Source organism: Bradyrhizobium sp. HKCCYLRH3097, assembly GCF_051167875.1.
Lineage (GTDB): Bacteria > Pseudomonadota > Alphaproteobacteria > Rhizobiales > Xanthobacteraceae > Bradyrhizobium.
In genome coordinates, this window is sequence record NZ_JBNPTX010000001.1 from 1,122,335 (window position 1) to 1,143,720 (window position 21,386).

At 66.5% G+C, this 21,386-nt stretch carries 20 protein-coding genes; 7 read left to right on the plus strand and 13 right to left on the minus strand.

Features of this window, described 5'->3' with window-relative positions:
* Window positions 1-108 precede the first annotated feature (108 nt).
* Window positions 109-336, minus strand: a complete 228-nt coding sequence (rpmE, locus tag ACQR0U_RS05060) for a 50S ribosomal protein L31 (protein ID WP_012046762.1) — start codon at window positions 334-336, stop codon at window positions 109-111.
* A 223-nt stretch (window positions 337-559) separates the two neighbouring features.
* On the opposite strand from rpmE, the gene ACQR0U_RS05065 reads away from it, so the two are divergent.
* A complete protein-coding gene (locus tag ACQR0U_RS05065) occupies window positions 560-2,416 on the plus strand; it encodes an ABC transporter ATP-binding protein/permease (RefSeq protein WP_434842669.1) in 1,857 nt (618 codons plus the stop codon).
* A 147-nt stretch (window positions 2,417-2,563) separates the two neighbouring features.
* Window positions 2,564-2,764 carry a hypothetical protein gene (locus tag ACQR0U_RS05070; RefSeq protein WP_006614616.1) on the plus strand — a complete coding sequence of 67 codons (201 nt, stop codon included), beginning with the start codon at window positions 2,564-2,566 and terminating at the stop codon, window positions 2,762-2,764.
* Between the two features lie 227 nt (window positions 2,765-2,991).
* Here the strand turns inward: ACQR0U_RS05070 and ACQR0U_RS05075 are convergent, their stop codons facing one another.
* From ACQR0U_RS05075 to ACQR0U_RS05085, 3 genes are read right to left on the minus strand one after another with little or no spacing between them, the layout of a single operon-like run.
* The gene (locus ACQR0U_RS05075; RefSeq protein ID WP_315713895.1) at window positions 2,992-3,474 is read right to left on the minus strand and encodes a GNAT family N-acetyltransferase; all 483 of its coding nucleotides are present in this window, start codon (window positions 3,472-3,474) and stop codon (window positions 2,992-2,994) included.
* Complete coding sequence (locus tag ACQR0U_RS05080; protein WP_315734445.1) at window positions 3,471-4,499, minus strand: peptidoglycan -binding protein; 1,029 nt, start codon at window positions 4,497-4,499, stop codon at window positions 3,471-3,473. The genes ACQR0U_RS05075 and ACQR0U_RS05080 overlap by 4 nt, the downstream gene beginning before the upstream one ends.
* Before the next feature lie 42 nt (window positions 4,500-4,541).
* Window positions 4,542-5,531 (minus strand): flagellar motor protein MotA, encoded by a 990-nt coding sequence (locus tag ACQR0U_RS05085; RefSeq protein WP_315713897.1) that lies wholly within the window; start codon window positions 5,529-5,531, stop codon window positions 4,542-4,544.
* A 180-nt stretch (window positions 5,532-5,711) separates the two neighbouring features.
* On the opposite strand from ACQR0U_RS05085, the gene ACQR0U_RS05090 reads away from it, so the two are divergent.
* The 5 genes from ACQR0U_RS05090 (at window position 5,712) to ACQR0U_RS05110 (ending at window position 12,993) form a co-directional block, all read left to right on the plus strand.
* Window positions 5,712-6,524: a DUF1295 domain-containing protein gene (locus ACQR0U_RS05090; protein ID WP_315826019.1), complete on the plus strand. Its 813-nt coding sequence runs from the start codon at window positions 5,712-5,714 to the stop codon at window positions 6,522-6,524.
* A gap of 12 nt (window positions 6,525-6,536) precedes the next feature.
* Window positions 6,537-7,565: an SAM-dependent methyltransferase gene (locus ACQR0U_RS05095; RefSeq protein WP_316165777.1), complete on the plus strand. Its 1,029-nt coding sequence runs from the start codon at window positions 6,537-6,539 to the stop codon at window positions 7,563-7,565.
* Window positions 7,566-7,853: 288 nt separating this feature from the next.
* The gene (locus ACQR0U_RS05100) at window positions 7,854-9,050 is read left to right on the plus strand and encodes an efflux RND transporter periplasmic adaptor subunit (protein WP_315713900.1); all 1,197 of its coding nucleotides are present in this window, start codon (window positions 7,854-7,856) and stop codon (window positions 9,048-9,050) included.
* Between the two features lie 6 nt (window positions 9,051-9,056).
* Window positions 9,057-12,212 (plus strand): multidrug efflux RND transporter permease subunit, encoded by a 3,156-nt coding sequence (locus ACQR0U_RS05105; RefSeq protein ID WP_316201456.1) that lies wholly within the window; start codon window positions 9,057-9,059, stop codon window positions 12,210-12,212.
* Window positions 12,213-12,396: 184 nt separating this feature from the next.
* A complete protein-coding gene (locus ACQR0U_RS05110; RefSeq protein ID WP_316169474.1) occupies window positions 12,397-12,993 on the plus strand; it encodes an outer membrane protein in 597 nt (198 codons plus the stop codon).
* 250 nt (window positions 12,994-13,243) lie between these two features.
* Here ACQR0U_RS05110 and ACQR0U_RS05115 read toward each other — a convergent pair whose 3' ends face one another.
* From ACQR0U_RS05115 to gap, 9 genes are all read right to left on the minus strand, one after another.
* Window positions 13,244-14,035 carry an inositol monophosphatase family protein gene (locus tag ACQR0U_RS05115; RefSeq protein WP_315713903.1) on the minus strand — a complete coding sequence of 264 codons (792 nt, stop codon included), beginning with the start codon at window positions 14,033-14,035 and terminating at the stop codon, window positions 13,244-13,246.
* A gap of 129 nt (window positions 14,036-14,164) precedes the next feature.
* Entirely contained in the window at window positions 14,165-15,247 is a 1,083-nt protein-coding gene (locus ACQR0U_RS05120) for a tetratricopeptide repeat protein (protein WP_316165772.1), read from the minus strand.
* Between the two features lie 10 nt (window positions 15,248-15,257).
* Window positions 15,258-15,935, minus strand: coding sequence for a thiamine phosphate synthase (locus tag ACQR0U_RS05125; RefSeq protein ID WP_434842670.1), 678 nt, complete (start codon window positions 15,933-15,935; stop codon window positions 15,258-15,260).
* Window positions 15,935-16,957, minus strand: coding sequence for a class I fructose-bisphosphate aldolase (locus ACQR0U_RS05130; protein WP_315826025.1), 1,023 nt, complete (start codon window positions 16,955-16,957; stop codon window positions 15,935-15,937). Before ACQR0U_RS05130 ends, ACQR0U_RS05125 begins: the two co-directional genes overlap by 1 nt.
* Before the next feature lie 374 nt (window positions 16,958-17,331).
* The gene (gene fba / locus ACQR0U_RS05135; RefSeq protein ID WP_434872091.1) at window positions 17,332-18,399 is read right to left on the minus strand and encodes a class II fructose-bisphosphate aldolase; all 1,068 of its coding nucleotides are present in this window, start codon (window positions 18,397-18,399) and stop codon (window positions 17,332-17,334) included.
* A 196-nt stretch (window positions 18,400-18,595) separates the two neighbouring features.
* The gene (locus ACQR0U_RS05140; protein ID WP_315752610.1) at window positions 18,596-18,847 is read right to left on the minus strand and encodes a hypothetical protein; all 252 of its coding nucleotides are present in this window, start codon (window positions 18,845-18,847) and stop codon (window positions 18,596-18,598) included.
* Between the two features lie 46 nt (window positions 18,848-18,893).
* Window positions 18,894-20,084 carry a phosphoglycerate kinase gene (locus ACQR0U_RS05145; RefSeq protein WP_315752611.1) on the minus strand — a complete coding sequence of 397 codons (1,191 nt, stop codon included), beginning with the start codon at window positions 20,082-20,084 and terminating at the stop codon, window positions 18,894-18,896.
* A gap of 26 nt (window positions 20,085-20,110) precedes the next feature.
* Window positions 20,111-20,254, minus strand: a complete 144-nt coding sequence (locus ACQR0U_RS05150; RefSeq protein WP_315713910.1) for a hypothetical protein — start codon at window positions 20,252-20,254, stop codon at window positions 20,111-20,113.
* A gap of 104 nt (window positions 20,255-20,358) precedes the next feature.
* A complete protein-coding gene (gap, locus tag ACQR0U_RS05155) occupies window positions 20,359-21,366 on the minus strand; it encodes a type I glyceraldehyde-3-phosphate dehydrogenase (protein WP_316201447.1) in 1,008 nt (335 codons plus the stop codon).
* Window positions 21,367-21,386: the final 20 nt, after the last annotated feature.

Genomic DNA, 21,386 nt, shown 5'->3' on the forward strand with positions numbered 1-21,386 from the left:
CGTTGCGACCAGCTCAGAAACAAAAACGCCCCCGTTTCCGGGGGCGTTTTGCTGTGAGCTGTCGATCAGGCGCAGGCCAGGAAGGCCGGTGCCGAGGGCAAGACGGCATCAATCCTTCTTGAGGAAGCCCTGGAACTTTTTCTGGAAGCGCGAGACACGGCCGCCGCGATCCATGATCTGCTGGGTGCCGCCGGTCCAGGCCGGGTGCGACTTGGGGTCGATGTCGAGGTTGAGCTTGTCGCCCTCTTTGCCCCAGGTCGAGCGGGTCTGGTACTCGGTGCCATCGGTCATCACGACCGTAATCGTATGATAATTCGGGTGAATGTCGGCTTTCATGGCTGATCCTACGGCACGATGCGAAGACATGATGCGACGCGGCCGCGCCTGATCCTGTCGTCACTGAAGGGGGACAATTGGCGGGCTCTATAGCCCAAGGTTCTGCCTAAAACAAGCCAAGGTCGCGGATGAACACCTTGGTACGTTTCCGGATTTGCCAAGCCCGGCCCGGCGGGCCTATCAGGACGGCAGATCGGTATTTGGAAGAATTCTCAGGTGGCCCATGAGCGCAGTGGAACGGCTTGACGAGCGGCAGGGCGCTGCCCCAGGGCAGGATCCGGTTGGAGATGCCGTTGCGGCCGTCGAGGCATTGGCCGAGCCGGCAAGCCCTGTGCGGCGCTCGAAGCTGCGCCCGCTGCTGGCGCTGTCTCCCTATGTCCTGCGCTATCGCGGCCGCGCCCTGCTGGCGCTGATCGCGCTCACGGTCGCGGCCCTGACCACGCTTCTGGTGCCGATCGCGGTCCGCCGCATGATCGATTTCGGCTTCACGCCGAAAGGCATCGAGCTGATCAACAGCTATTTCAGCGTCATGATCGCCGTCGTGGCGGTGCTCGCGCTGGCAAGCGCGGCCCGCTACTACCTCGTCATGACGATCGGCGAGCGCATCGTCGCCGATCTCCGGCGCGACGTGTTCGCGCATCTGATGTCGCTGTCGCCGTCCTTCTTCGATTCCGCGCGCTCTGGCGAGCTGGTGTCGCGGCTCACCGCCGACACCACCCAGATCAAATCGGCGGCGGGCGCCTCCGTTTCCATCGCGCTGCGCAATCTGCTGCTGTTCATCGGCGCCACCGCAATGATGGTGATCACGAGCCCGAAGCTGTCCGGCTTCGTGCTGCTGGCGATCCCGCTGATCGTGCTGCCGCTGGTGGCGTTCGGGCGCTGGGTCCGGCGGCTGTCGCGCAACGCCCAGGACACGCTCGCCGACGCCTCGGCCTATGCGTCCGAGCTGATCGGCTCGATCAGGACGGTGCAGGCCTATACCAGCGAGAGGCTCGCGGCGGCGCGTTTCGGCGGCGAGGTCGAGCAGGCCTACGAGGCGGCGCGGGTCTCGACCCAGGCACGCGGCGTGCTCACCGCGATCATCATCTTCATCGTGTTCTCCAGCGTCGTCGCGATCCTCTGGGTCGGCTCCCACGACGTGCTGACCGGTGCGATCAGCGCCGGACGGCTCGGTCAGTTCGTGCTCTACGCGGCCTTCGCCGCCGCCGGGCTCGGCCAGCTCTCGGAGGTCTGGGGCGAAGTGTCGGCGGCGTCCGGCGCCGCCGAGCGGCTGTTCGAGCTGTTGCACGTGCAGCCGGAAATCACGGCGCCCGCGCAGCCGCGCCCGATGCCGGAGCCGGCGCGTGGCGACCTCGGCTTCGAGCGGGTCAGCTTCGCCTATCCGGGCCGCCCCGATGTCCGCGTCCTCGATGACGTCTCGTTTGCGATCCGCGCCGGTGAGAAGGTCGCGATCGTCGGCCCCTCCGGCGCCGGCAAGAGCACGCTGTTCCATCTTCTGCTGCGCTTCTACGATCCCGCCTCCGGCTCGATCTCGTTCGACGGTGTGCCGGTGCGCGCGGCCGACCCGCGCAGGATGCGCGAGCGCATCGCGCTGGTGCCGCAGGAATCCGTGGTGTTCGCGACAAGCGCGCGCGAGAACATCCGCTTCGGCCGGCCGGAGGCGACCGACGCCGAGGTCGAGCGCGCCGCCGATCTCGCTCATGCCAGCGAATTCATCCGCCGCTTGCCGGACGGCTTCGACACCTCGCTCGGCGAGCGCGGCGTCACGCTCTCGGGCGGCCAGCGCCAGCGCATCGCCATCGCGCGCGCCATCCTGCGCGATGCGCCGCTGCTGCTGCTCGACGAGGCGACCTCGGCGCTCGACGCCGAGAGCGAGACGCTGGTGCAGACCGCGCTCGAGGGGCTGATGAAGGACCGTACCACGCTGGTGATCGCGCATCGCCTCGCGACGGTGCTGTCCTGCGACCGCATCCTGGTCATGGATCGCGGCCGCATCGTCGAGCAGGGCACCCACACGTCGCTGGTTGCGGCCAACGGCCTCTATGCGCGGCTGGCCCGGCTGCAGTTCGAGGGCGTGTAGTTCCTGCAACACCGTGGACGGGCGGCAACACCCTCGGAATTCTCGTTCCCGCCCCTGCAACCTTTCTCCCGCCTTGTACGTTCCCTGCCGGAACAGATGGCGCGCCGCTCGTAGCAGGCGTGCCGGGTCCCAACAGGAGCAACGGACATGCCTTATCGTCGTGGCAGTTTTGCCCTCACGCCGCCCTCGTTCGTCATCTTCGCAATTGCGCTGGTGCTCGCCCTCGTCGCGATGCTCGCGCACTACATGCATGCTTCGGTGCCGCTGCTGTCGGCAGCGCACGCTTTCGACGCGCTGGCGATCGCGTTCGTGGTGCTGACGATCGGCGTGCTGTTTCGCGGCGTTTGAGGACAATACGAAACGGGTCGAGCAGAGAAGTCGTTAGCTCCCTGCGCCAGCAATTGTGTGAATAGAAATCGCGGCGCGCTCGGTGCACCTCGCCCCGCGTGCGGGGAGAGGTCGGATTGCATCGTCAGATGCAATCCGGGTGAGGGGGGCTCTCCGCACGGTCGGTGCGCGTGGCTGCCCCTCACCCCAACACTCTCCCCGTAAGAACGGGGAGAGGGAGCGCAGCGTCATTGCGGCACCATCTCGGATTCAACAGATTGTGTTGGCATCCACACCATCCGCAGCACGGGACGGCCCGAGGTCGGGTTGACGTCCTCGCCGGCTTCAATGAAGCCGTTGCGCTTGTAGAAGCGGATCGCGCGCGCGTTGTCTTTGTTCACAAGCAGCGTGATGCCGTGAGGTGATCGCTCCTTCGCTGCATCGACCAACTGAGTAGCGAGCGGCGAGCCCCAATGCTCGGGCGAGACGACCAGCTGATCGAGATAGCCCGTCGCATCGATCGTGACGAACCCGGCGAGCACGCCCTCCGCCTCGGCCACGATCACATCAGCCTTCGGCACCAGCTCGCTGCGCCAGCGTTCGCGCCACCACGGAACGCGCGCGGCAAAATCGATGGCGGGATAGGCGAGCTGCCACGTCTCCTGCCACAGCGCGATTGCCGCGTCCTCGTCGTCGGCGCGATAGGGGCGCAGGGTGGAGCTCGACGTCACCGCTCCGTCAGCTTCAGCTCGATACGCCGGTTGCGGCGGAAGGCGTCCTCTGTGTTCGCGGGGTCGAGCGGCTGGAATTCGGCGAAGCCCGCCGCGACCAGGCGCTGCGCAGGGACGCCGAGCGAGATCAGATACTGCACTACCGAGATGGCGCGCGCCGAGGACAACTCCCAGTTCGACTTGAACACCGGGCTGTTGATCGGACGAACGTCGGTGTGGCCGTCGACCCGCAGCACCCAGGAGATCTCGGCGGGGATCTGCTTGTCGAGATCGACCAGCGCCGTCGCCACCGAATTCAGCTCCTGCTGGCCCTCGGGCAGCAGGGTGGCCTGCCCCGTGTCGAAGAACACCTCGGACTGGAACACGAAGCGGTCGCCGACGACGCGAATGTCGGGACGGTTGCCGAGGATGGCGCGCAGCCGGCCGAAGAACTCCGAGCGGTACCGGGTCAGCTCCTGGACCCGCTGTGCCAGCGCGACGTTGAGGCGCGAGCCGAGATCGGCGATGCGGCTCTGCGATTCCTTGTCGCGCTTCTCCGAGGCATCGAGCGCATCCTCGAGCGCGGCGAGCTGGCGGCGCAGTGCGCTGATCTGCTGGTTGAGCACCTCGATCTGGGCCAGCGCCCGCGCCGTGACCTGCTTCTCGGAGTCGAGTGCCCGGTTGAGTTCGTTGGCGCGGCCGGCGGCATTGCTGCCGGCATTGGCGAGCCCGTCATAGAGGCCCTTGACGCGGTCGCGCTCAGCTTCGGCGCTTGCGAGCCCGGCGCGCAGTTGCGCAACCTGGTCGTCCAGCGAGAGCTTGCCGAGCTTCTCCAGGGACAGCATCTCGTTGAGCTGCGCGATCTTGGCGTTGAGTTGCTCCAGCGCCTTGTCCTTGCCGGTGACCTCCTGCGACAGGAAAAACTGCACCACCAGGAACACGGTCAGCAGGAACACGATCGACAGCACCAGCGTCGACAGCGCATCGACGAAGCCCGGCCAGTAGTTGAGGCCGGAATCTCCACGGCGGGTACGGGCAAGCGCCATTCAGCGTCTCCTAGTTCGTCTTCGGCCGGCCGGCGGAGCAGCTCAACTCTTCTCGGTCTGCCGCGCCAGCCGCTCCAGCAGCCGCTTGATCTCGCGGTTCTGCTCGCCCTGGCCATCGGCCCATTCGCGGATCATCTGCTGCTCGGTGCGCATGTGCCCGACCAGGCCCTGGATCGCCTCGGCGAGGTTGGCCATCGCCGCGGTGGCGCCGCGGTTGGAGCCGTCCTCCAAGGCGGTGCGCAGCCGCTCGATGGCAACCGAGAGGTCGGCACCGGTGTCGCCGCTGCCGCCATATTCCCGCACGGTGCCAGCGAGCCAGTCCTCCAGATCGGTATAGAAGCGGTTCTGCGCCTGGCTCGATTGCAGGTCGAGGAAACCGAGGATCAGCGAGCCGGCGAGGCCGAACAGCGAGGACGAGAACGAGATGCCCATGCCGCCCAGCGGCGCGGCAAGGCCGCCCTTCAGCGTATCGAACAGCGCGCCGGCGTCGCCACCGACCTTGAGCCCCTCGATCACCTTGCCGACCGAGCCGACCGTTTCGATCAGGCCCCAGAACGTGCCGAGCAGGCCCAGGAACACCAGGAGGCCGGTCATGTAGCGCGAGATGTCGCGGGCCTCGTCGAGCCGGGTGGCGATCGAGTCGAGCAGGTGGCGCATGGTCTGCTGCGAGATCGACATTCGCCCCGAGCGCTCGCGGCCGAGGATCGCGGCCATCGGCGCCAGCAGGACCGGGTGGCGAGGCACCGCCAGGCCGGGATCGGCGATGCGGAAATTGTTGACCCAGGACACTTCCGGATAGAGCCGGACCACCTGGCGGAACGCCAGGATGACGCCGATCAACAGTACCGCCCCGATCAGCGCGTTCAGGCCGGGATTGGCGAAGAACGCCAGGATGATCTGCTTGTACAGCACGACACCGACCAGGGCGCACAGCACCAGGAAGACCAGCATCCGCACCAGGAAGATCCGGGGCGTGGACAGCTTGGTCGGTTCGAGATCCATCGCGGAGCGGGAAGGGGAGCCTTGAGGCATTGTCGATGACATCCGTTGCGGGGACCGGTCCCTGAAATCCACTATGGCACAGCAGCAGCGGGAAAAAAGCCGCGATCAGCGCAATCCCGTCCCTGCGCGGAACTATGGCTGAAACCGGCGGGCATCCGCGGCGTAGTTAGTCCCGTGGCTCATATCTAACGGGAACGCCCTGGCTTTGTCATGACCGTCGTTGAATATCTGCAGGCGCTGCTGGCGATGGCCGTGGCGATGTCGGTGCTGATGGGGCTCGCCTGGGTCGTGCAGCAGCGCACCGGCAACTCCGGCTGGGTCGACACGATCTGGACATTTTCCGTCGGGCTGGTCGGCGCCGCCGGCGCGATCTGGCCCGCCGGCGGCGCCGCCCCCAACGCGCGGCAGTGGCTGGTCGCGGTGCTGGTGGCGGTCTGGTCGCTGCGGCTCGGCGGCCATGTCGCAGCGCGCAGCCGCGGCATCTCCGACGATCCGCGCTACGCGGAGTTTGCCCGGCAATGGGGTGCGGCCGCACCGCGAAAGATGTTCCTGTTCCTGCAGCAGCAGGCCTGGGGCTCGATCCCGCTGGTGTTCGCGATGTTCGTCGCCGCCCATGCGCCGGCCGCCGAGCTTCGGCTGCAGGACTATCTCGGCATCCTCGTGCTGTTCGCAGGCATCGCCGGCGAGGGCGTCGCCGACGCTCAGCTCAAGGCGTTCCGCGCCGATCCTGCCAACAAGGGCAAGGTGTGCGACGTCGGCCTGTGGCGCTGGTCGCGCCATCCCAACTATTTCTTCGAGTGGGTGTGCTGGCTGTCCTATCCGGTCATCGCGCTGTCGTTCGACCATCCGTGGGGCCTCGCCAGCCTGCTCGCGCCATTGTTCATGTACTGGATCCTGGTCCACGTCACCGGCATCCCGCCGCTGGAACAGCAGATGCTGCGCTCGCGCGGCGATCGCTACCGGGCCTATCAGGCGCGCACCAGCGCGTTCTTTCCCCTGCCGCCAAATCCTTTTACGAAGTAACGGAGCCACCGCATGAGCTTCATCTCGACCATCATCGGCGCCGCCGAGCGCGTGCCGCTGCCCGATGCCGTCATCCGCTCCGCGATCTCCGAATTGTGCTCGCGCACGGCGGCGCGGCTCGGCGGGGCCGATGCGATGGGTGACCCAGAGTTCGCCCGCCTGCTGACGACGCGGCCGATCGCCGAGCATACCGACGCGGCGAACAGCCAGCACTATGAGGTGCCGGCGGCGTTCTTCGCCCGCGTGCTCGGGCCGAACCGCAAATACTCCTGCTGCTTCTACAAGGAGCCGGTCTCGACCCTGCGGGAGGCGGAGGAGGAGGCGCTGCGCCAGACCGTCGCCAATGCCGATCTCCAGGATGGCCAGACCATTCTGGAGCTCGGCTGCGGCTGGGGCTCGCTGTCGCTGTTCATGGCCCGGCAGTTCCCGCGTGCGAAGATCACGGCGGTCTCCAACTCGCACTCGCAGCGCCGCGCGATCGAGGAGATGGCGGCCGCGCGCGGCCTGCTCAACCTGCGGGTCGTCACCGCCGACATGAACGGGTTCGCTCCCGACGCGCGCTTTGATCGCATCGTCTCGGTCGAGATGTTCGAGCACATGATGAACTGGCGCGAGCTGCTGTCGCGGGTCAGATCATGGCTCGCGCCGGACGGCCGCCTGTTCATGCACATCTTCACCCACCGCACCGGATCCTACCTGTTCGACCGCAACGATCGCGAGGACTGGATCGCGCAGCACTTCTTCACCGGCGGCATCATGCCGAGCCACGGCCTGATCCGGCAGTACGCGGATCTGTTCGCGGTCGAGAAGGAATGGCGCTGGAGCGGCACGCATTATCAGCACACGGCACGGGACTGGCTCGCCAATTTCGATGCCGATTACAACCGCATCCTGCAGGTGCTGCAGCCGGTCTATGGCGACGACACGGCGCTGTGGATGCGCCGCTGGCGCTGGTTCTTCCTCGCCACCGCGGGTCTGTTCGGGCACGACGAAGGCCGTGAATGGGGCGTCAGTCACTACCGCCTGCGGCCGGCGAACTAATTTGTTCGCTGCGGCGGGATGCCGCAGCGCTGGAGGGGGATTCGCGTTTCGCTCCGCGGAACCTGCTGGGAACCTGCTGCCACAAAGCACTCACAATTAGGTGAGTCCCGAAAAAGCTTGATCTATCAGTTATGTAGTTCGTGTGACATCAAGCCGCCCGGGTTTCGCGTTGCGTCGCAGCAGCTCTTTTCTATGTTGCAGCAAGGCGAGCGCCAGAATGGCGCCATGACTGGGCCATCCAGTCGACTGGTTTTCATCATCATCATCATCGAGGGGGCTCCTCCACGCATGTCACGTTTTCGCGCGTCGCTGGTCAGCAGTGCATTGATGCTCGCGGCCGCCGCGCCGCTGCTGGCCGGCTGTAACGACCCCATCCAGGCTCAGGCCTCCGCCAATGAGCAGATCGTTATTCCGGACGTCGGCATCGTGACCGTCGAGCAGAAGGCGCGAGCGATCGTGCGCGAGCTGCCCGGCCGCATCGCGCCGACCCGCGTCTCCGACGTCCGTCCGCGCGTCTCGGGCATCATCGTCGAGCGGCTGTTCCGCCAGGGCAGCGAGGTCAAGGCGGGCGATCCGCTCTATCGCATCGATCCGAAGCCGTTCGAGGTGGAGATCCTGTCGAGCCGGGCTGCGCTGGCCAAGGCCGAGGCGGTGCATGAGCGCGCGGTGCAGCAGGCCCACCGCATCAGCCTGCTGTTCAAGGAGCGCGCAGCCCCGGCGGTCGAGAACGAGAAGGCGATCTCGACCGAGCGCGAGGCAGCGGCCGACATCGAGGCCCGCAAGGCCGATCTTGCGCGTGCCCAGCTCAATCTCGACTATGCGACCGTGCGCGCGCCGATCGACGGCATCGTCGGCGCGGCCCAGGTCAGCGAGGGCGCCATCGCGGTCCAGAACGAGACCTCGCTGGTCACGATCCAGCAGCTCGATCCGATCTATGCCGACTTCACCCAGTCGGTGAGCGAGCTCAACCGCCTGCGCCGGGCGTTCGAGTCCGGCGACCTCGACCAGATCGCGCCCGACGCGATCAAGGTCCGTCTCGTGCTCGACGACGGCACGCCGTATTCGATTCCGGGCAAGCTCCTGTTCTCCGACGCCAAGGTCGATGCCGCCACCGGTCAGGTCACCTTGCGCGGCGAGTTCGCCAATCCGAAGCGCGAGCTCCTGCCGGGCATGTATGTCCGCGTCCGCATCGAGCAGGGCATCGACAGCGACTCCGTCGGCGTGCCGCAGCAGGCGGTGCAGCGCAACGCGGCCGGCGGGTCCGAGGTCTACGTCATCCGCGACGACAACCGCGCGATCGCCAGGCCGGTGCGCACCGGCCCGACCCAGGATGGCCTGGTGCTGATCACCGACGGTCTGCGCGCCGGCGACAAGGTCGTGGTGGACGGCTTCCAGAAGTTCGCCGCCGGCGACAGGGTCGCGCCGCAGGTCTGGACCGAGGTCAGCGCCGCGACGCAGCTCGAATCGAAGTCGGCGACGCGGTAAGTCGCCATGCCGAGCTTCTTCATCGACAGGCCGATCTTTGCCTGGGTGGTCGCGCTGTTCATCTGCCTGATCGGCGCGATCGCGATTCCGCTGCTGGCGGTGGCGCAATATCCGATCATCGCGCCGCCCTCGATCTCGATCTCGACCAGCTACCCCGGCGCGTCGCCGGAGAATCTCTACAACAGCGTGACGCGGCTGATCGAGGAGGAGCTCAACGGCGCCTCCGGCATTCTCAACTTCGAATCCACCAGCGATTCGCTCGGCCAGGTCGAGATCACGGCGAACTTCGTGCCGGGCACGTCGACCAATGACGCCTCGGTCGAGGTGCAGAACCGCCTCAAGCGTGTCGAGGCGCGGCTGCCGCGCGCCGTCATCCAGCAGGGCATCCTGGTCGAGGAAGCCTCCGCCGCGGTGCTGCAGATCATCACGCTGCAGTCGACCGACGGCAGCCTCGACGAGGTCGGCCTCGGCGACTTCATGATCCGCAACGTGCTCGGCGAAGTCAGGCGCATTCCCGGCGTCGGCCGCGCCACGCTGTATTCGACCGAGCGCTCGCTGCGCGTCTGGCTCGATCCCGCCAAGCTGATCGGCTACGGCCTCACTGCCGACGACGTCACCAAGGCGATCGGCGCGCAGAACGCGCAGGTCGCCTCGGGCAGCATCGGCGCCGAGCCCGCGACGACCTTGCAGCGCACCTCGGCTCTGGTGCTGGTCAAGGGCCAGCTCGATTCGCCCGACGAGTTCGGATCGATCATCCTGCGCGCCAATCCCGATGGCTCGACGGTGCGGCTGCGCGATGTCGCGCGCGTCGAAATCGGCGGCCTCAGCTATCAGTTCAACACCCGCCTCAACGGCAGGCCGACCGCGGGTCTCTCGGTGCTGCTGTCGCCGACCGGCAATGCGCTGGCGACCGCGAGCGCGGTCGAGGCCAAGATGAAGGAGCTGTCGCGCTTCTTCCCCTCCAACATCAGCTATGAGATTCCCTACGACATCACGCCGGTGGTGAAGGCGTCGATCAAGCGGGTGCTGATGACCCTGGTCGAAGCCGTGGTGCTGGTGTTCGTGGTGATGTTCCTGTTCCTGCAGAACATCCGCTACACCATCATTCCGACCATCGTGGTGCCCGTGGCGCTGCTCGGCACCTGCGCAACGCTGATGCTGGTCGGCTACTCCATCAACATGCTGACGATGTTCGGCATGGTGCTCGCGGTCGGCATCCTCGTCGATGACGCCATCGTCGTGGTCGAGAACGTCGAGCGCATCATGACCGAGGAGGGGCTGTCGCCGAAGGAGGCGACGCGCAAGGCGATGGGCCAGATCACCGGCGCCATCATCGGCATCACGCTGGTGCTGATGGCGGTGTTCGTGCCGATGGCGTTCTTCCCCGGCTCGGTCGGCATCATCTACCGGCAGTTCTCGGTCACCATGGTGGCGGCGATCGGCTTCTCGGCGCTGCTGGCGCTGTCGCTGACCCCGGCGTTGTGCGCGACGCTGCTGAAGCCGGTCACGGCCGGCCACGGCCACGCGAAGAAGGGCGTGTTCGGCTGGTTCAACCGCTTCATGGACAACAGCCGCAACCGCTACACCGGCGTGGTCGGCGGCGCGCTGAAGCGCACCGGACGGCTGATGCTGATCTATGCGATCTTCCTGGTCGGGCTGACCTTCGCCTTCATCCAGTTGCCCGGCGGCTTCCTGCCGGTCGACGACCAGGGCTTCATCACCACCGACGTCCAGACGCCGGCGGACTCGTCCTACGCGCGGACGCAGGCCGCGGTGGAGGCCGTCGAGAGGTATCTCGCCAAGCGCGAAGGGATCGAGGACGTCACCTTCCTGACCGGCTTCAGCTATGCCGGCCAGGGCGTCAACACCGCCCAGGCCTTCATTTCGCTGAAGGACTGGTCGGAGCGCGGCAAGCGTGACAGCGCCGCGGCGCTGGTCGCCGACATCAATCGCGATCTCGCCGGCTTGCGCGACGCCAAGATCACGGCGCTGCAGCCGCCGCCGATCGACAATCTCGGCAACTCCTCGGGCTTCAGCTTCCGCCTGCAGGACCGCGGCCAGAAGGGCTATGCTGCGCTGACCGCTGCCGCCGACCAGCTGATCGCGGAAGCCAATGCGAGCCCGGTGCTGCAGAAGGTCTATGTCGAGGGTCTGCCGCCGGGACCCCAGGTCAATCTGATGATCGACCGCGAGAAGGCCGGCGCCTTCGGCGTCACCTTCGAGGACATCAACACCACGATCTCGACCAATCTCGGCTCTACTTACGTGAACGACTTCCCGAACCGCGGCCGCATGCAACGCGTCGTGGTGCAGGCCGACCGCATCAGCCGCATGAACGCGGACGACATACTCAACTACAGCGTCAAGAACGCCAAGGGGCAGCTGGTGCCGTTCTCGTCGTTCGCGACCATCCAATGGGCCAAGGGACCGAGCCAGATCGCCGGCTTCAACTACTATCCGGCGATCCGCATCTCCGGCGAGGCCAAGCCGGGCTACACCTCGGGCGATGCGCTCAAGGAAATGGAGCGGCTCGCCGCCAAGCTGCCGCGTGGCTTCGGCTATGAATGGACCGGACAGTCGTTGCAGGAGAAGCTGTCGGGCTCGCAGGCGCCGCTGCTGCTCGGTCTCTCGGCACTGGTCGTGTTCCTGTGTCTCGCTGCGCTCTACGAGAGCTGGACGATCCCGCTCGCGGTGCTCTTGACCGTGCCGCTCGGCATCCTCGGCGCCGTCGTCGCCGCCAATCTGCGCGGCCTGTCCAACGACGTGTACTTCACGGTGGCGCTGATCACCATCATCGGTCTCGCCGCCAAGGACGCGATCCTGATCATCGAGTTCGCCAAGGATCTGCGCGCCCACGGCAAGCCGCTGGTCGCGGCGACGATCGAGGCCTGCTCCTTGCGCTTCCGCCCGATCATCATGACCGGTCTCGCCTTCGTCTGCGGCGTGCTGCCGATGTCGATGGCGACGGGCGCCGGCGGTGCCAGCCAGCAGGCGCTCGGCACCAACGTGATGGGCGGCATGATCGCGGTGGTGATCCTGGCGCTGTTGATGGTCCCCGTGTTCTTCGTCTCGGTCCAGCGCGTGCTCGCGGGGGATCGGGAGAAGACGGAGCCGGTGGCGGAGCTTGAGGCTTATGGGCCGCCGGCGCCGGCGAAGCCGTGAGTGAGGTTGAATAGGCCTTTTCGGAGGATTGTGCCGCGGTCTTGCCTCACAGGCGCTCCGCTTCCCTCTCCGCCAGGGGGAGGGGAGCACACCGCTCGTGCCGGGAGAACGGAACTCCACCGACGCCGGCTGGAGTTCGCCACTCTCCGCGTGTATGCTCCCACAGCATGTAAACGGTCACGGCATGTCGATGGTCTCTCGCAAATCTGTCTTCGCAATCGCGCTTGCTGGTCTCTCCCTTGTCAGCCACGCGGCTCACGCCCAGTCGGGCCCCGTGAAATACTGGCTGCCGGGCTGGCCGGTCGGCTTCAGCGATGCCGGCAGCCTCGACTCCTACGGCAACTTTCCGAGCTTCACGACGAACGGCAGCGACAGCGGCTTCTTCTCGCGGCGCTACAGCGTGACGAACAATTGGGCGGCGCTTTCGGGAGTCGGCCTGAGCCCGAACATCGTCAATCGCTATGGGGCGCTCGGCTCGTATACCACCGAGGGCGCGCAATACGGCTACACGTTCAAGAGCGGCGTCAGCCTCTACGGCGGCTTCGACACGCTGAAATACAATCCCGGCCTGGGCGGCCCGTTCGCAACATTCGACGGACGCTCGACGTCTACGCCGGCCTACGCGATCAATGGCGGCGTCGAGTTCAAGCCGACCTCCAATGTCAGCCTGTCGCTCGGCTTCAGCTATGCCGGCCAGTCGTCCGATCGGATCGACAGCGACATCAACTCTCCGGCGCTGCCAGGGGCGACGCCGCAGGCGTTCACCAGCGGGCGCAGATAGCGTTCAGGCTGTAGATAGCTTTCCGGCGGTAGAGCTCGGCCGCCAACTCCATCCTCGGCGTCGTCCCGGAGAAGCGCGCGTATGCGCGCGCAGATCCGGGACCCATACCCCCAGGGAGATGTTTGAGGCGCGCAGGTCGCCCCATCTCGCTCCATCAGAACAGCCGGTGGTTATGGGTCCCGGCTCAAGGCCGGGACGACACCGTATGTGAAGCGAGCGGTGCGAACGGCGTGGCCGCGCAGAATCAAAGCTACGCCGCCGCCTTCAGCACCTTCACGAGCTCGCGGTGAATGACCTCGTTGCCGCACACGACGTGCCCGGTCGCCAGCGCGTCCTCCTTGCCGTCGATGCCCGACACGGTGCCGCCGGCCTCGCGCACCATGATCAGGCCGGCCGCGATGTCCCAGGGCTGCAGGTCGCGTTCCCAATAGGCGTCGAAGCGACCGGCGGCGACGAAGGCGAGGTCGAGCGAGGCGGCGCCGAAGCGGCGGAGCCCTGCGACCTTGACCTGCAGCGAGGTCATCTCGCGCAGGAACAGCTGGTGGTCGCCGCGGCCGATATGCGGCAGGCCGCAGGCGATGACGCATTCATGGAGCTGGCGCCGTGCGGCGACGCGCAGCCGCTGGTCGTTGAGGAACGCGCCCTTGCCGCGCTCGGCGATGTAGAGCTCGTCATTGGCGGGATTGTAGATCACGCCGGCGATCACGGTGTCCTCGCGCTGGAGCGCGATCGAGATCGCGAATTGCGGGATGCCGTGCAGGAAGTTGGTGGTGCCGTCGAGCGGATCGACGATCCAGGTGTGCGACTTGTCGCTGCCTTCCCGCTTGCCGCCTTCCTCGCCGAGAAAGCCGTAGCCGGGCCGGGCCTTGGAGAGGTCCTCGTACAGCATCTCCTCGGCTTTCTTGTCGGCGCGGGAGACGAAGTTCGCCGGGCCCTTCAGCGACACCTGCAGGTGCTCGATCTCGCCGAGATCGCGCTTGAGGTTGCGGCCGGCGCGGCGCGCGGCCTTGACCATGACATTGATGAGGGCGGAATGGATCATGAGCTCGATGCGCTGGGCTGACCGCACCTCGCGGTGCGCGCCTTCCCCGGAAGCGGACGAAGGCGGGTGAAATGGCTGGCTGTGGGTGCCCTGCCGGGGCCGCCGCGTCAAGGCCGGATCAGCGGCCGATCACTTGATGGTGCCCAGCCAGCGCTTGGCGGCCTGTTCGCCCTTGGCGCGGTCTTCGGGGGGCATGTCGGCGAATTTCTCGTCGAGCTTGGGATCGCCCTTGCCGGCTGTCTTGGCCACCAGGTGCCATTTGTAGGCCTCGACCTTGTCCATCTGGGTGGCGATTCCATACAGCAGCACCCATGCCAGTCGGTTCTGGGCGACCGGGCTGTTCTGCCGCGCGGCCCTGCGCAGCAGCGCGATTGCCGCGGGCTGGTCCTTCGGCACGCCGGTGCCGTTGAACAGCGCGATCGCGTATTCGACCTCGGCGTCGATATTGTCGGCGACCGCGGCCGCCTTCAGCAATTGGGCGGCCTTCTCGAGGTCTTTCGGCACGCCGGTTCCTTCCTTGTAGAAGGTCGCTAGCGCGTATTGCGCCTCGGCGTTGCCGGCATCCGCAGCAAGGCGCAGCAGCTCGGCCGAGCGTCTGAGGTCCTGCGGAAAGGTCTGGCCGTCGAGATAGAGCAGCGCGAGATTGTAGGCCGCCTTGGGCTCGCCGAGCTTGGCGGCGGAGGCCAGCAGCTTGACCGCCTCGAGCTTGTCGACAGGGCCGCCGCGCCCGGCCAGCCGCATCATCGCCAGCGCGAACATCGCTTCGCGGTCGCCGGCCTCGGCGGCGCGTTTGTACCAGATCGCCGCCTTGTCGTAGTCGCGGCGGATGCCCATGGCGTTTTCGTAGAGCTGGCCGAGCATCGCCATGGCCTTGGGGTCGCCGGCCTGGGCGCGCGGCGACGCCAGATCGAACGCGGTCTTGTACTGGCCGCGCTGATAGGCGCCGTAGACCACGTCGACATTGGGATCATTGGCGGCGGGCTGTGGCGTCGCGGCCGGCGCCGGGGCGGCCGGCTTGGCCGACGGGGCAGGGGCTGGCTTCTTCGCAGCGGACGGTGCCGGCGGCTTGGGCCTCTCCGCCGGCCTTTCGACCGGCTTGGGCTTTTCCGTCGGCGGCTGCTGAGCAGGCGGCGTCAACGAGATCTGCGCGGCCGCGCCCGTCGTCGCCATGGCGAGCGCAGCAACAACACATGTCAGGCGCAGGATCGTCATCGGCGGCCGTTCAGCTCTGTCCCGGCGCGTCGGCCGGCACGGCCGTATGCGCGCTCCGGATCGCGGCGCTGATCTCGTCAAGAGCGGCGGCCGGACCGCGGGCGTCGTTCCAGACGAGGTCGTCGACCAGCACGAAATCGGCTCCCGCGGCGACGAAGTCCGCGGCCTCCTTGAGCGAGATCGCATAGCCGACGCAGGGCGGCTCGAACAGCTCGGCCCACCAGGCCAGGCGCTCGTTGACGGCATCCGGCGAGGGCCGCCGGCCCTGCGCGTCGCGCTCGCCGAACAGCACATAGTCGGCGCCAAGCTCGCCGGTACGCATCGAATCATGCCGTGTCGACAGGCCGCCGCAGCCGGCGATGCGGTCCGGCTTCAGGCCGGGCAGCGCCTCTTCCAGCGCGGCGACGCCGGTCAGATGCGCGCCATCGGCGCCGGCGCGGGCCACGATGTCGGGATGGCCGTCGATCAGCAGCGCCGCACCGGCGCCCTGGATCGCCGGCGCCAGCGTCTTGACCGTCGTGATCATGCTGCGCGGATCGCTCTCCTTCAGCCGCACCAGCACCGCTGCCACATCGGCGCTGGCGAGGATCGCCGGCAGGCCGGCGGCCAGCGCCGCCGCGTCGGTCACGACCGGCGTTGCCAGATACAGGCGCGGCGCGGGCCGCGCGGATGTCGTCTTGCCGGACACTAGGCGGCCTCTTTCTCGAGCGCGGCGGTCCACTGGCCGCGGCTGGCAAGCGCGTTCATGCGAGCGCGGTGGGTGAAGGCCCGCTGGCCGGTAGCGACGTTCGCCGCCTTGCCGGCCCATGCCTGTTGCGGCGCGGCCTGCAACGCACGGCCATAGGAGAAGGTCAGCCTCCAGGGCAGCGGACCGAGCCGGTTCATCGCGTCGAGATGCGCGGTCGCGCTCTCGTCGGATTGTCCGCCGGACAGGAAGGCGATGCCGGGCACCGCCGCAGGCACGCATTCCTTCAGCAGTTGGACGGTCCTTTCGGCGACCTCCTGCACCCCGGCCTGGTCCGGCGATTGCTTGCCCGGGACCGCCATGTTGGGCTTCAGGATCATGCCTTCCAACGCGACGCGCTGGATGCGCAATTCACGAAACACCTCGTTCAGGACGCGGCGCGTGACGTCGAAGCAGCGAGCGATGTCATGATCGCCGTCCATCAGCACCTCCGGTTCGACGATCGGCACGATGTTCGCGGCCTGGCACAGGGCGGCATAGCGGCCGAGCGCATGCGCGTTGACATGGATCGCTGTCATCGAAGGGATATTGTCCTTGTCGATATCGATCACGGCCCGCCATTTGGCGAAGCGCGCACCCAGCGCGTAGTACGTCGCCAGCCGATCCGCAAGCCTGTCGAGCCCGGCCGTGACCCGCTCGCCGGGGCAGCCGGGCAGCGGTTGCGTTCCCTCGTCGACCTTGATGCCGGGAATGGCGCCGGCCGCTTCGATCAGCTTCACCAGCGGGGTGCCGTCGGCGGCGTTCTGCCGGATGGTTTCGTCATAGAGAATGACGCCGGAGATGAACGACATGCCTGCGCTGCGGAACAGCATCTCGCGATAGTCGCGGCGGTTCTGTTCGGTCGATTCGACCTTGATGGCATCGAAGCGCTTCTTGATCGTCCCGGTGGATTCATCGGCGGCGAGAATGCCCTTGCCCGGCGCGACCATGGCAAGGGCCGTGGTGTTCAGTGCGGAGAGGTTCATGCTTGGCTCCAGACGCACCTGCCCTGCCCATCAAAATAGACGGTTCTCGGGCGGTTGCCGAGCAAACATTGGCCGCAGGTGAGGCGGACTCTCGGAGAGGTGAAGGGGAGGTTGCTGATGGGGCAACCTTGTCAACTCAGCGGCAGTCGGCTCCCCTCCCCGTACGGGCAGGGCGTTCGCATTTGACGAAATTCGGCAATCGCGGCACGAACTGCTGCCAACGAGTTACTCCGTCATGCCCGGGACAAGCCCGGCCATGACGAAGTGGAAAAAGGCGGGCGCAAGACGTAAAGCGCCAGATGCGATAGCCCTACCCGCAAGGGGGAGGGGAGCACACCGAGTTCAGGGCGAAGGTCGAACTACACGACGAACGCTCACGCCACCTTCGGATCGAGCTCGCCCTTGGCGTAGCGCTTGGCCATCTCGGCCGTCGTCAGCACGCGCTTGATCTTCGAGGCCTGGCCGGCGGTGTTGAACTCCTGCAGGCGCTGCTTGCACAGCTTGGCCATCGCCTCCATCGCCGGCTTCAGGTACTTGCGCGGATCGAATTCCTCCGGGTGCTCCGACAGCACCTTGCGGATCTGGCCGGTCATCGCCATGCGGTTGTCGGTGTCGATGTTGATCTTGCGGACGCCGTTCTTGATGCCGCGCTGGATCTCGCTGACCGGCACGCCCCAGGTCGGCTTCATCTTGCCGCCATAGGTGTTGATGATCTCCTGCAGATCCTGCGGCACCGAGGACGAGCCGTGCATCACCAGATGCGTGTTCGGCAGCTTGCGGTGGATCTCCTCGATCACGTTCATGGCGAGGATGTCGCCGTCCGGCTTGCGCGTGAATTTGTAAGCACCGTGCGACGTTCCCATCGCGATCGCGAGCGCGTCGACCTGCGTCTCACGCACGAACTTCACGGCCTCGTCCGGATTGGTCAGCAGCTGGTCGTGCGACAGCTTGCCCTCGGCGCCGTGGCCGTCCTCCTTGTCGCCCATGCCGGTCTCGAGCGAGCCGAGCACGCCGAGCTCGCCCTCGACCGAGATGCCGCCGAGATGCGCCATGGTGGCGACCGTCTTGGTGACGCCGACATTGTAGTCCCAGTCAGCCGGGGTCTTGCCGTCGGCCTTCAGCGAGCCGTCCATCATCACCGAGGTGAAGCCGGACTGGATCGCGGTCATGCAGGTGTCGGGACCGTTGCCATGATCGAGATGCACGCACACCGGAATGTGCGGATAGATCTCGGTGACCGCGTCCATCATGTGCTTGAGCATGACGTCGTTGGCATAGGAGCGGGCGCCGCGCGAGGCCTGGATGATGACCGGCGCGTCGACCGCATTGGCCGCCTCCATGATCGCCAGCGCCTGCTCCATGTTGTTGATGTTGAACGCCGGGACGCCGTAGTCATTTTCCGCCGCGTGGTCGAGCAATTGACGCAACGTGATACGAGCCATGGCTGGAACTCCCTGAGATTAAGGATTGGACCGTGCGGCAGGATGCGCACGCGCCGAAACTGCTGCACCGTGCATAACGCGGTGGTGGGCGGATTCCAAGGGCAGTGGCGACGCAGCCTGGAGGAGGAGGCGGTCAGGATATGTCTAGGGTTAGCGCGTAGGGCCGGCGCGTTGCCGGTAGCTCAACGATGGGAGATCAGGTCTTCCTGGCTTCAAGAGCAGCGATGCGCTCCTCGACCTCGGTGACACGCTCGTCGAAGTCACTGGCGGCCGCGCGCATCATCACCAGCATGCCGGCAGAGTCCCGACGCTGCTTGCGGATCAAGGCTTCCATGCGCTCGTGCTCGGCTCGATTATCCAGCCTGAACTGTCCGACCTCTGTCCGGAGCGCAGCAATGCTCTCCTGGATCTTGATCAGGATCGAATGGTCTGTCGGAGTCTCGACCATGGATGGAACATAACAGAAACATCCATGGCCGACAACGTTCAAGAAATCAGATCTTCAGCACCTCGACGCCCGGCAGCGGCTTGCCTTCCATCCACTCCAGGAAAGCGCCGCCGGCGGTCGAGACATAGGTGAAGTCCGAGGCAACTCCGGCCTGGTTGAGCGCGGCGACGGTATCGCCACCGCCGGCCACCGAGACCAGCTTCTTGGCCTTGGTACGCTCGGCCGCGTGCTTGGCGGCGACCATCGTGCCGCGGTCGAACGGCGTCAGCTCGAAGGCGCCGAGCGGACCGTTCCACACCAGCGTCGCGGCGTCGTCGATCGCGGCATGGATGCGGGCGGTCGATTGCGGGCCGACGTCGAGGATCATGCTGTCCGGCGGGATGGCGTCGAGGCCATAGGCGAAGGACGGCGAGTTGGCCGCGAAGTGATACGAAACGGTGGCATCCACCGGCAGGATGATGGCGCAGTTCGAGGCCTCGGCCTTCTCCATGATCCTGAGCGCGGTGGCGGCGAGATCCTTCTCAGCCAGCGACTTGCCGATCTGCACGCCCTGGGCATGCAGGAAGGTGTTGGCCATGCCGCCGCCGATCACCAGCGCATCGACCTTGGTGACGAGGTTTTCCAACAGGTCGATCTTGGTCGAGACCTTGGCGCCGCCGACGATCGCGATGACCGGCTTGGCCGGCCGTCCCAGCGCCTTGTCGAGCGCGTCGAGCTCGGCCTGCATGGTGCGGCCGGCATAGGCCGGCAGCTTGTGGCCGAGGCCCTCGGTCGAGGCGTGGGCGCGGTGCGCGGCGGAGAAGGCGTCGTTGACCCAGATGTCACCGAGCTTGGCGAGCTCGGCGACGAACGCCGGATCGTTCTTCTCTTCCTCCTTGTGGAAGCGCGTGTTCTCCAGGCACAGCACGTCGCCGTCCTTCATCGCGGCGATGGCGGTCGCCGCCGGCTCGCCGACGCAATCGTCGGCAAAGGCGACAGGACGCTTGATCACCTGCGAGAGCGCAGTGGCGACCGGCTTCAGCGAGTCCTTGGCATCGCGCCCCTTCGGCCGGCCGAAATGCGCGAGCAGGATGACCTTGCCGCCCTTGGTCGCGATCTCATTGATGGTCGGCGCGACGCGCTCCAGGCGCGTCGCATCGCTGACGTGGCCATTCTCCATGGGCACGTTCAGGTCGACGCGCAGCAGCACGCGTTTGCCTTTGACGTCGACGTCGTCGAGGGTGCGGAATTGTTTCATTGAAGCCACCGTTGAACGAGGGACTATCAGGGCTGATTGTAGCCGTTGGTGTTTTCCGGCGGATCGCCTTCCTGCTTCGTCGTCACCCGCATGCCTTGGCGGAAACCATAGGCAATCAGGCCGATCAGCAGCAGCGCGCCGGGGATTCCAAGCCAGTTGGGAAGGGTCATCGCGCTTCCTCAGCCGTCGTTCCGGGGCGGTCCGCAGGACCGCACCCGGATCTCGAGATTCCGGGGGCCTCTCTGCAAGGCGCCCCGGAATGACTGGGCGAGAGTTAGAGCAGCTTGCCCATCGCGACGGCGGTGTCGGCCATGCGGTTGGAGAAGCCCCACTCGTTGTCGTACCAGGACATCACGCGCACGAGGTTGCCGTTCATGACCTTGGTCTGGTCCATGTGGAACGTCGAGGAGTGCGGATCGTGGTTGAAGTCGATCGAGACGTTCGGCGCGGTGGTGTAGCCGAGCACGCCCTTGAGCTCCTGCTCGGCGGCGCGCTTCATCGCCTCGTTGATTTCCTTCGGATCGGTGTTGCGCTTGGCGACGATCTTGAGATCCACCACCGAGACGTTCGGCGTCGGCACCCGGATCGCGACGCCGTCGAGCTTGCCCTTCAGCTCGGGCAGCACCAGGCCGATCGCCTTGGCCGCGCCGGTCGAGGTCGGGATCATCGACATCGCCGCCGCGCGGCCGCGATAGAGATCCTTGTGCATGGTGTCGAGCGTCGGCTGGTCGCCGGTGTAGGCGTGGATCGTGGTCATGAAGCCGGTCTCGATGCCGACCGTGTCGTTCAGCACCTTGGCGATCGGCGCCAGGCAGTTGGTGGTGCAGGAGCCGTTGGAGACGACGAGGTGATCCTTGGTCAGCGTCGTGTGATTGACGCCGTAGACGATGGTGGCGTCGGCGCCGTCGGCCGGGGCCGAGACCAGCACGCGCTTGGCGCCGGCGGTCAGATGCGCGGAGGCCTTGTCCTTGGAGGTGAAGATGCCGGTGCATTCCAGCGCGATGTCGACGCCAAGGTCCTTCCAGGGCAGCTTCGACGGATCACGCTCGGCGGTGACCTTGATCTTGCCGTGGCCGATATCGATCGTGTCGCCGTCGACGGTCACGGTATGGGGGAAGCGGCCGTGCACGCTGTCGAAGCGCAGCAGGTGGGCGTTGGTCTCGACCGGGCCGAGATCGTTGATGCCGACCACCACGATGTCCTTGCGACCCGATTCCGCGATGGCGCGCAGAACGTTGCGGCCGATGCGGCCAAACCCGTTGATCCCGACCCGGACTGCCATTTTCGTCTCCTTCAATGACG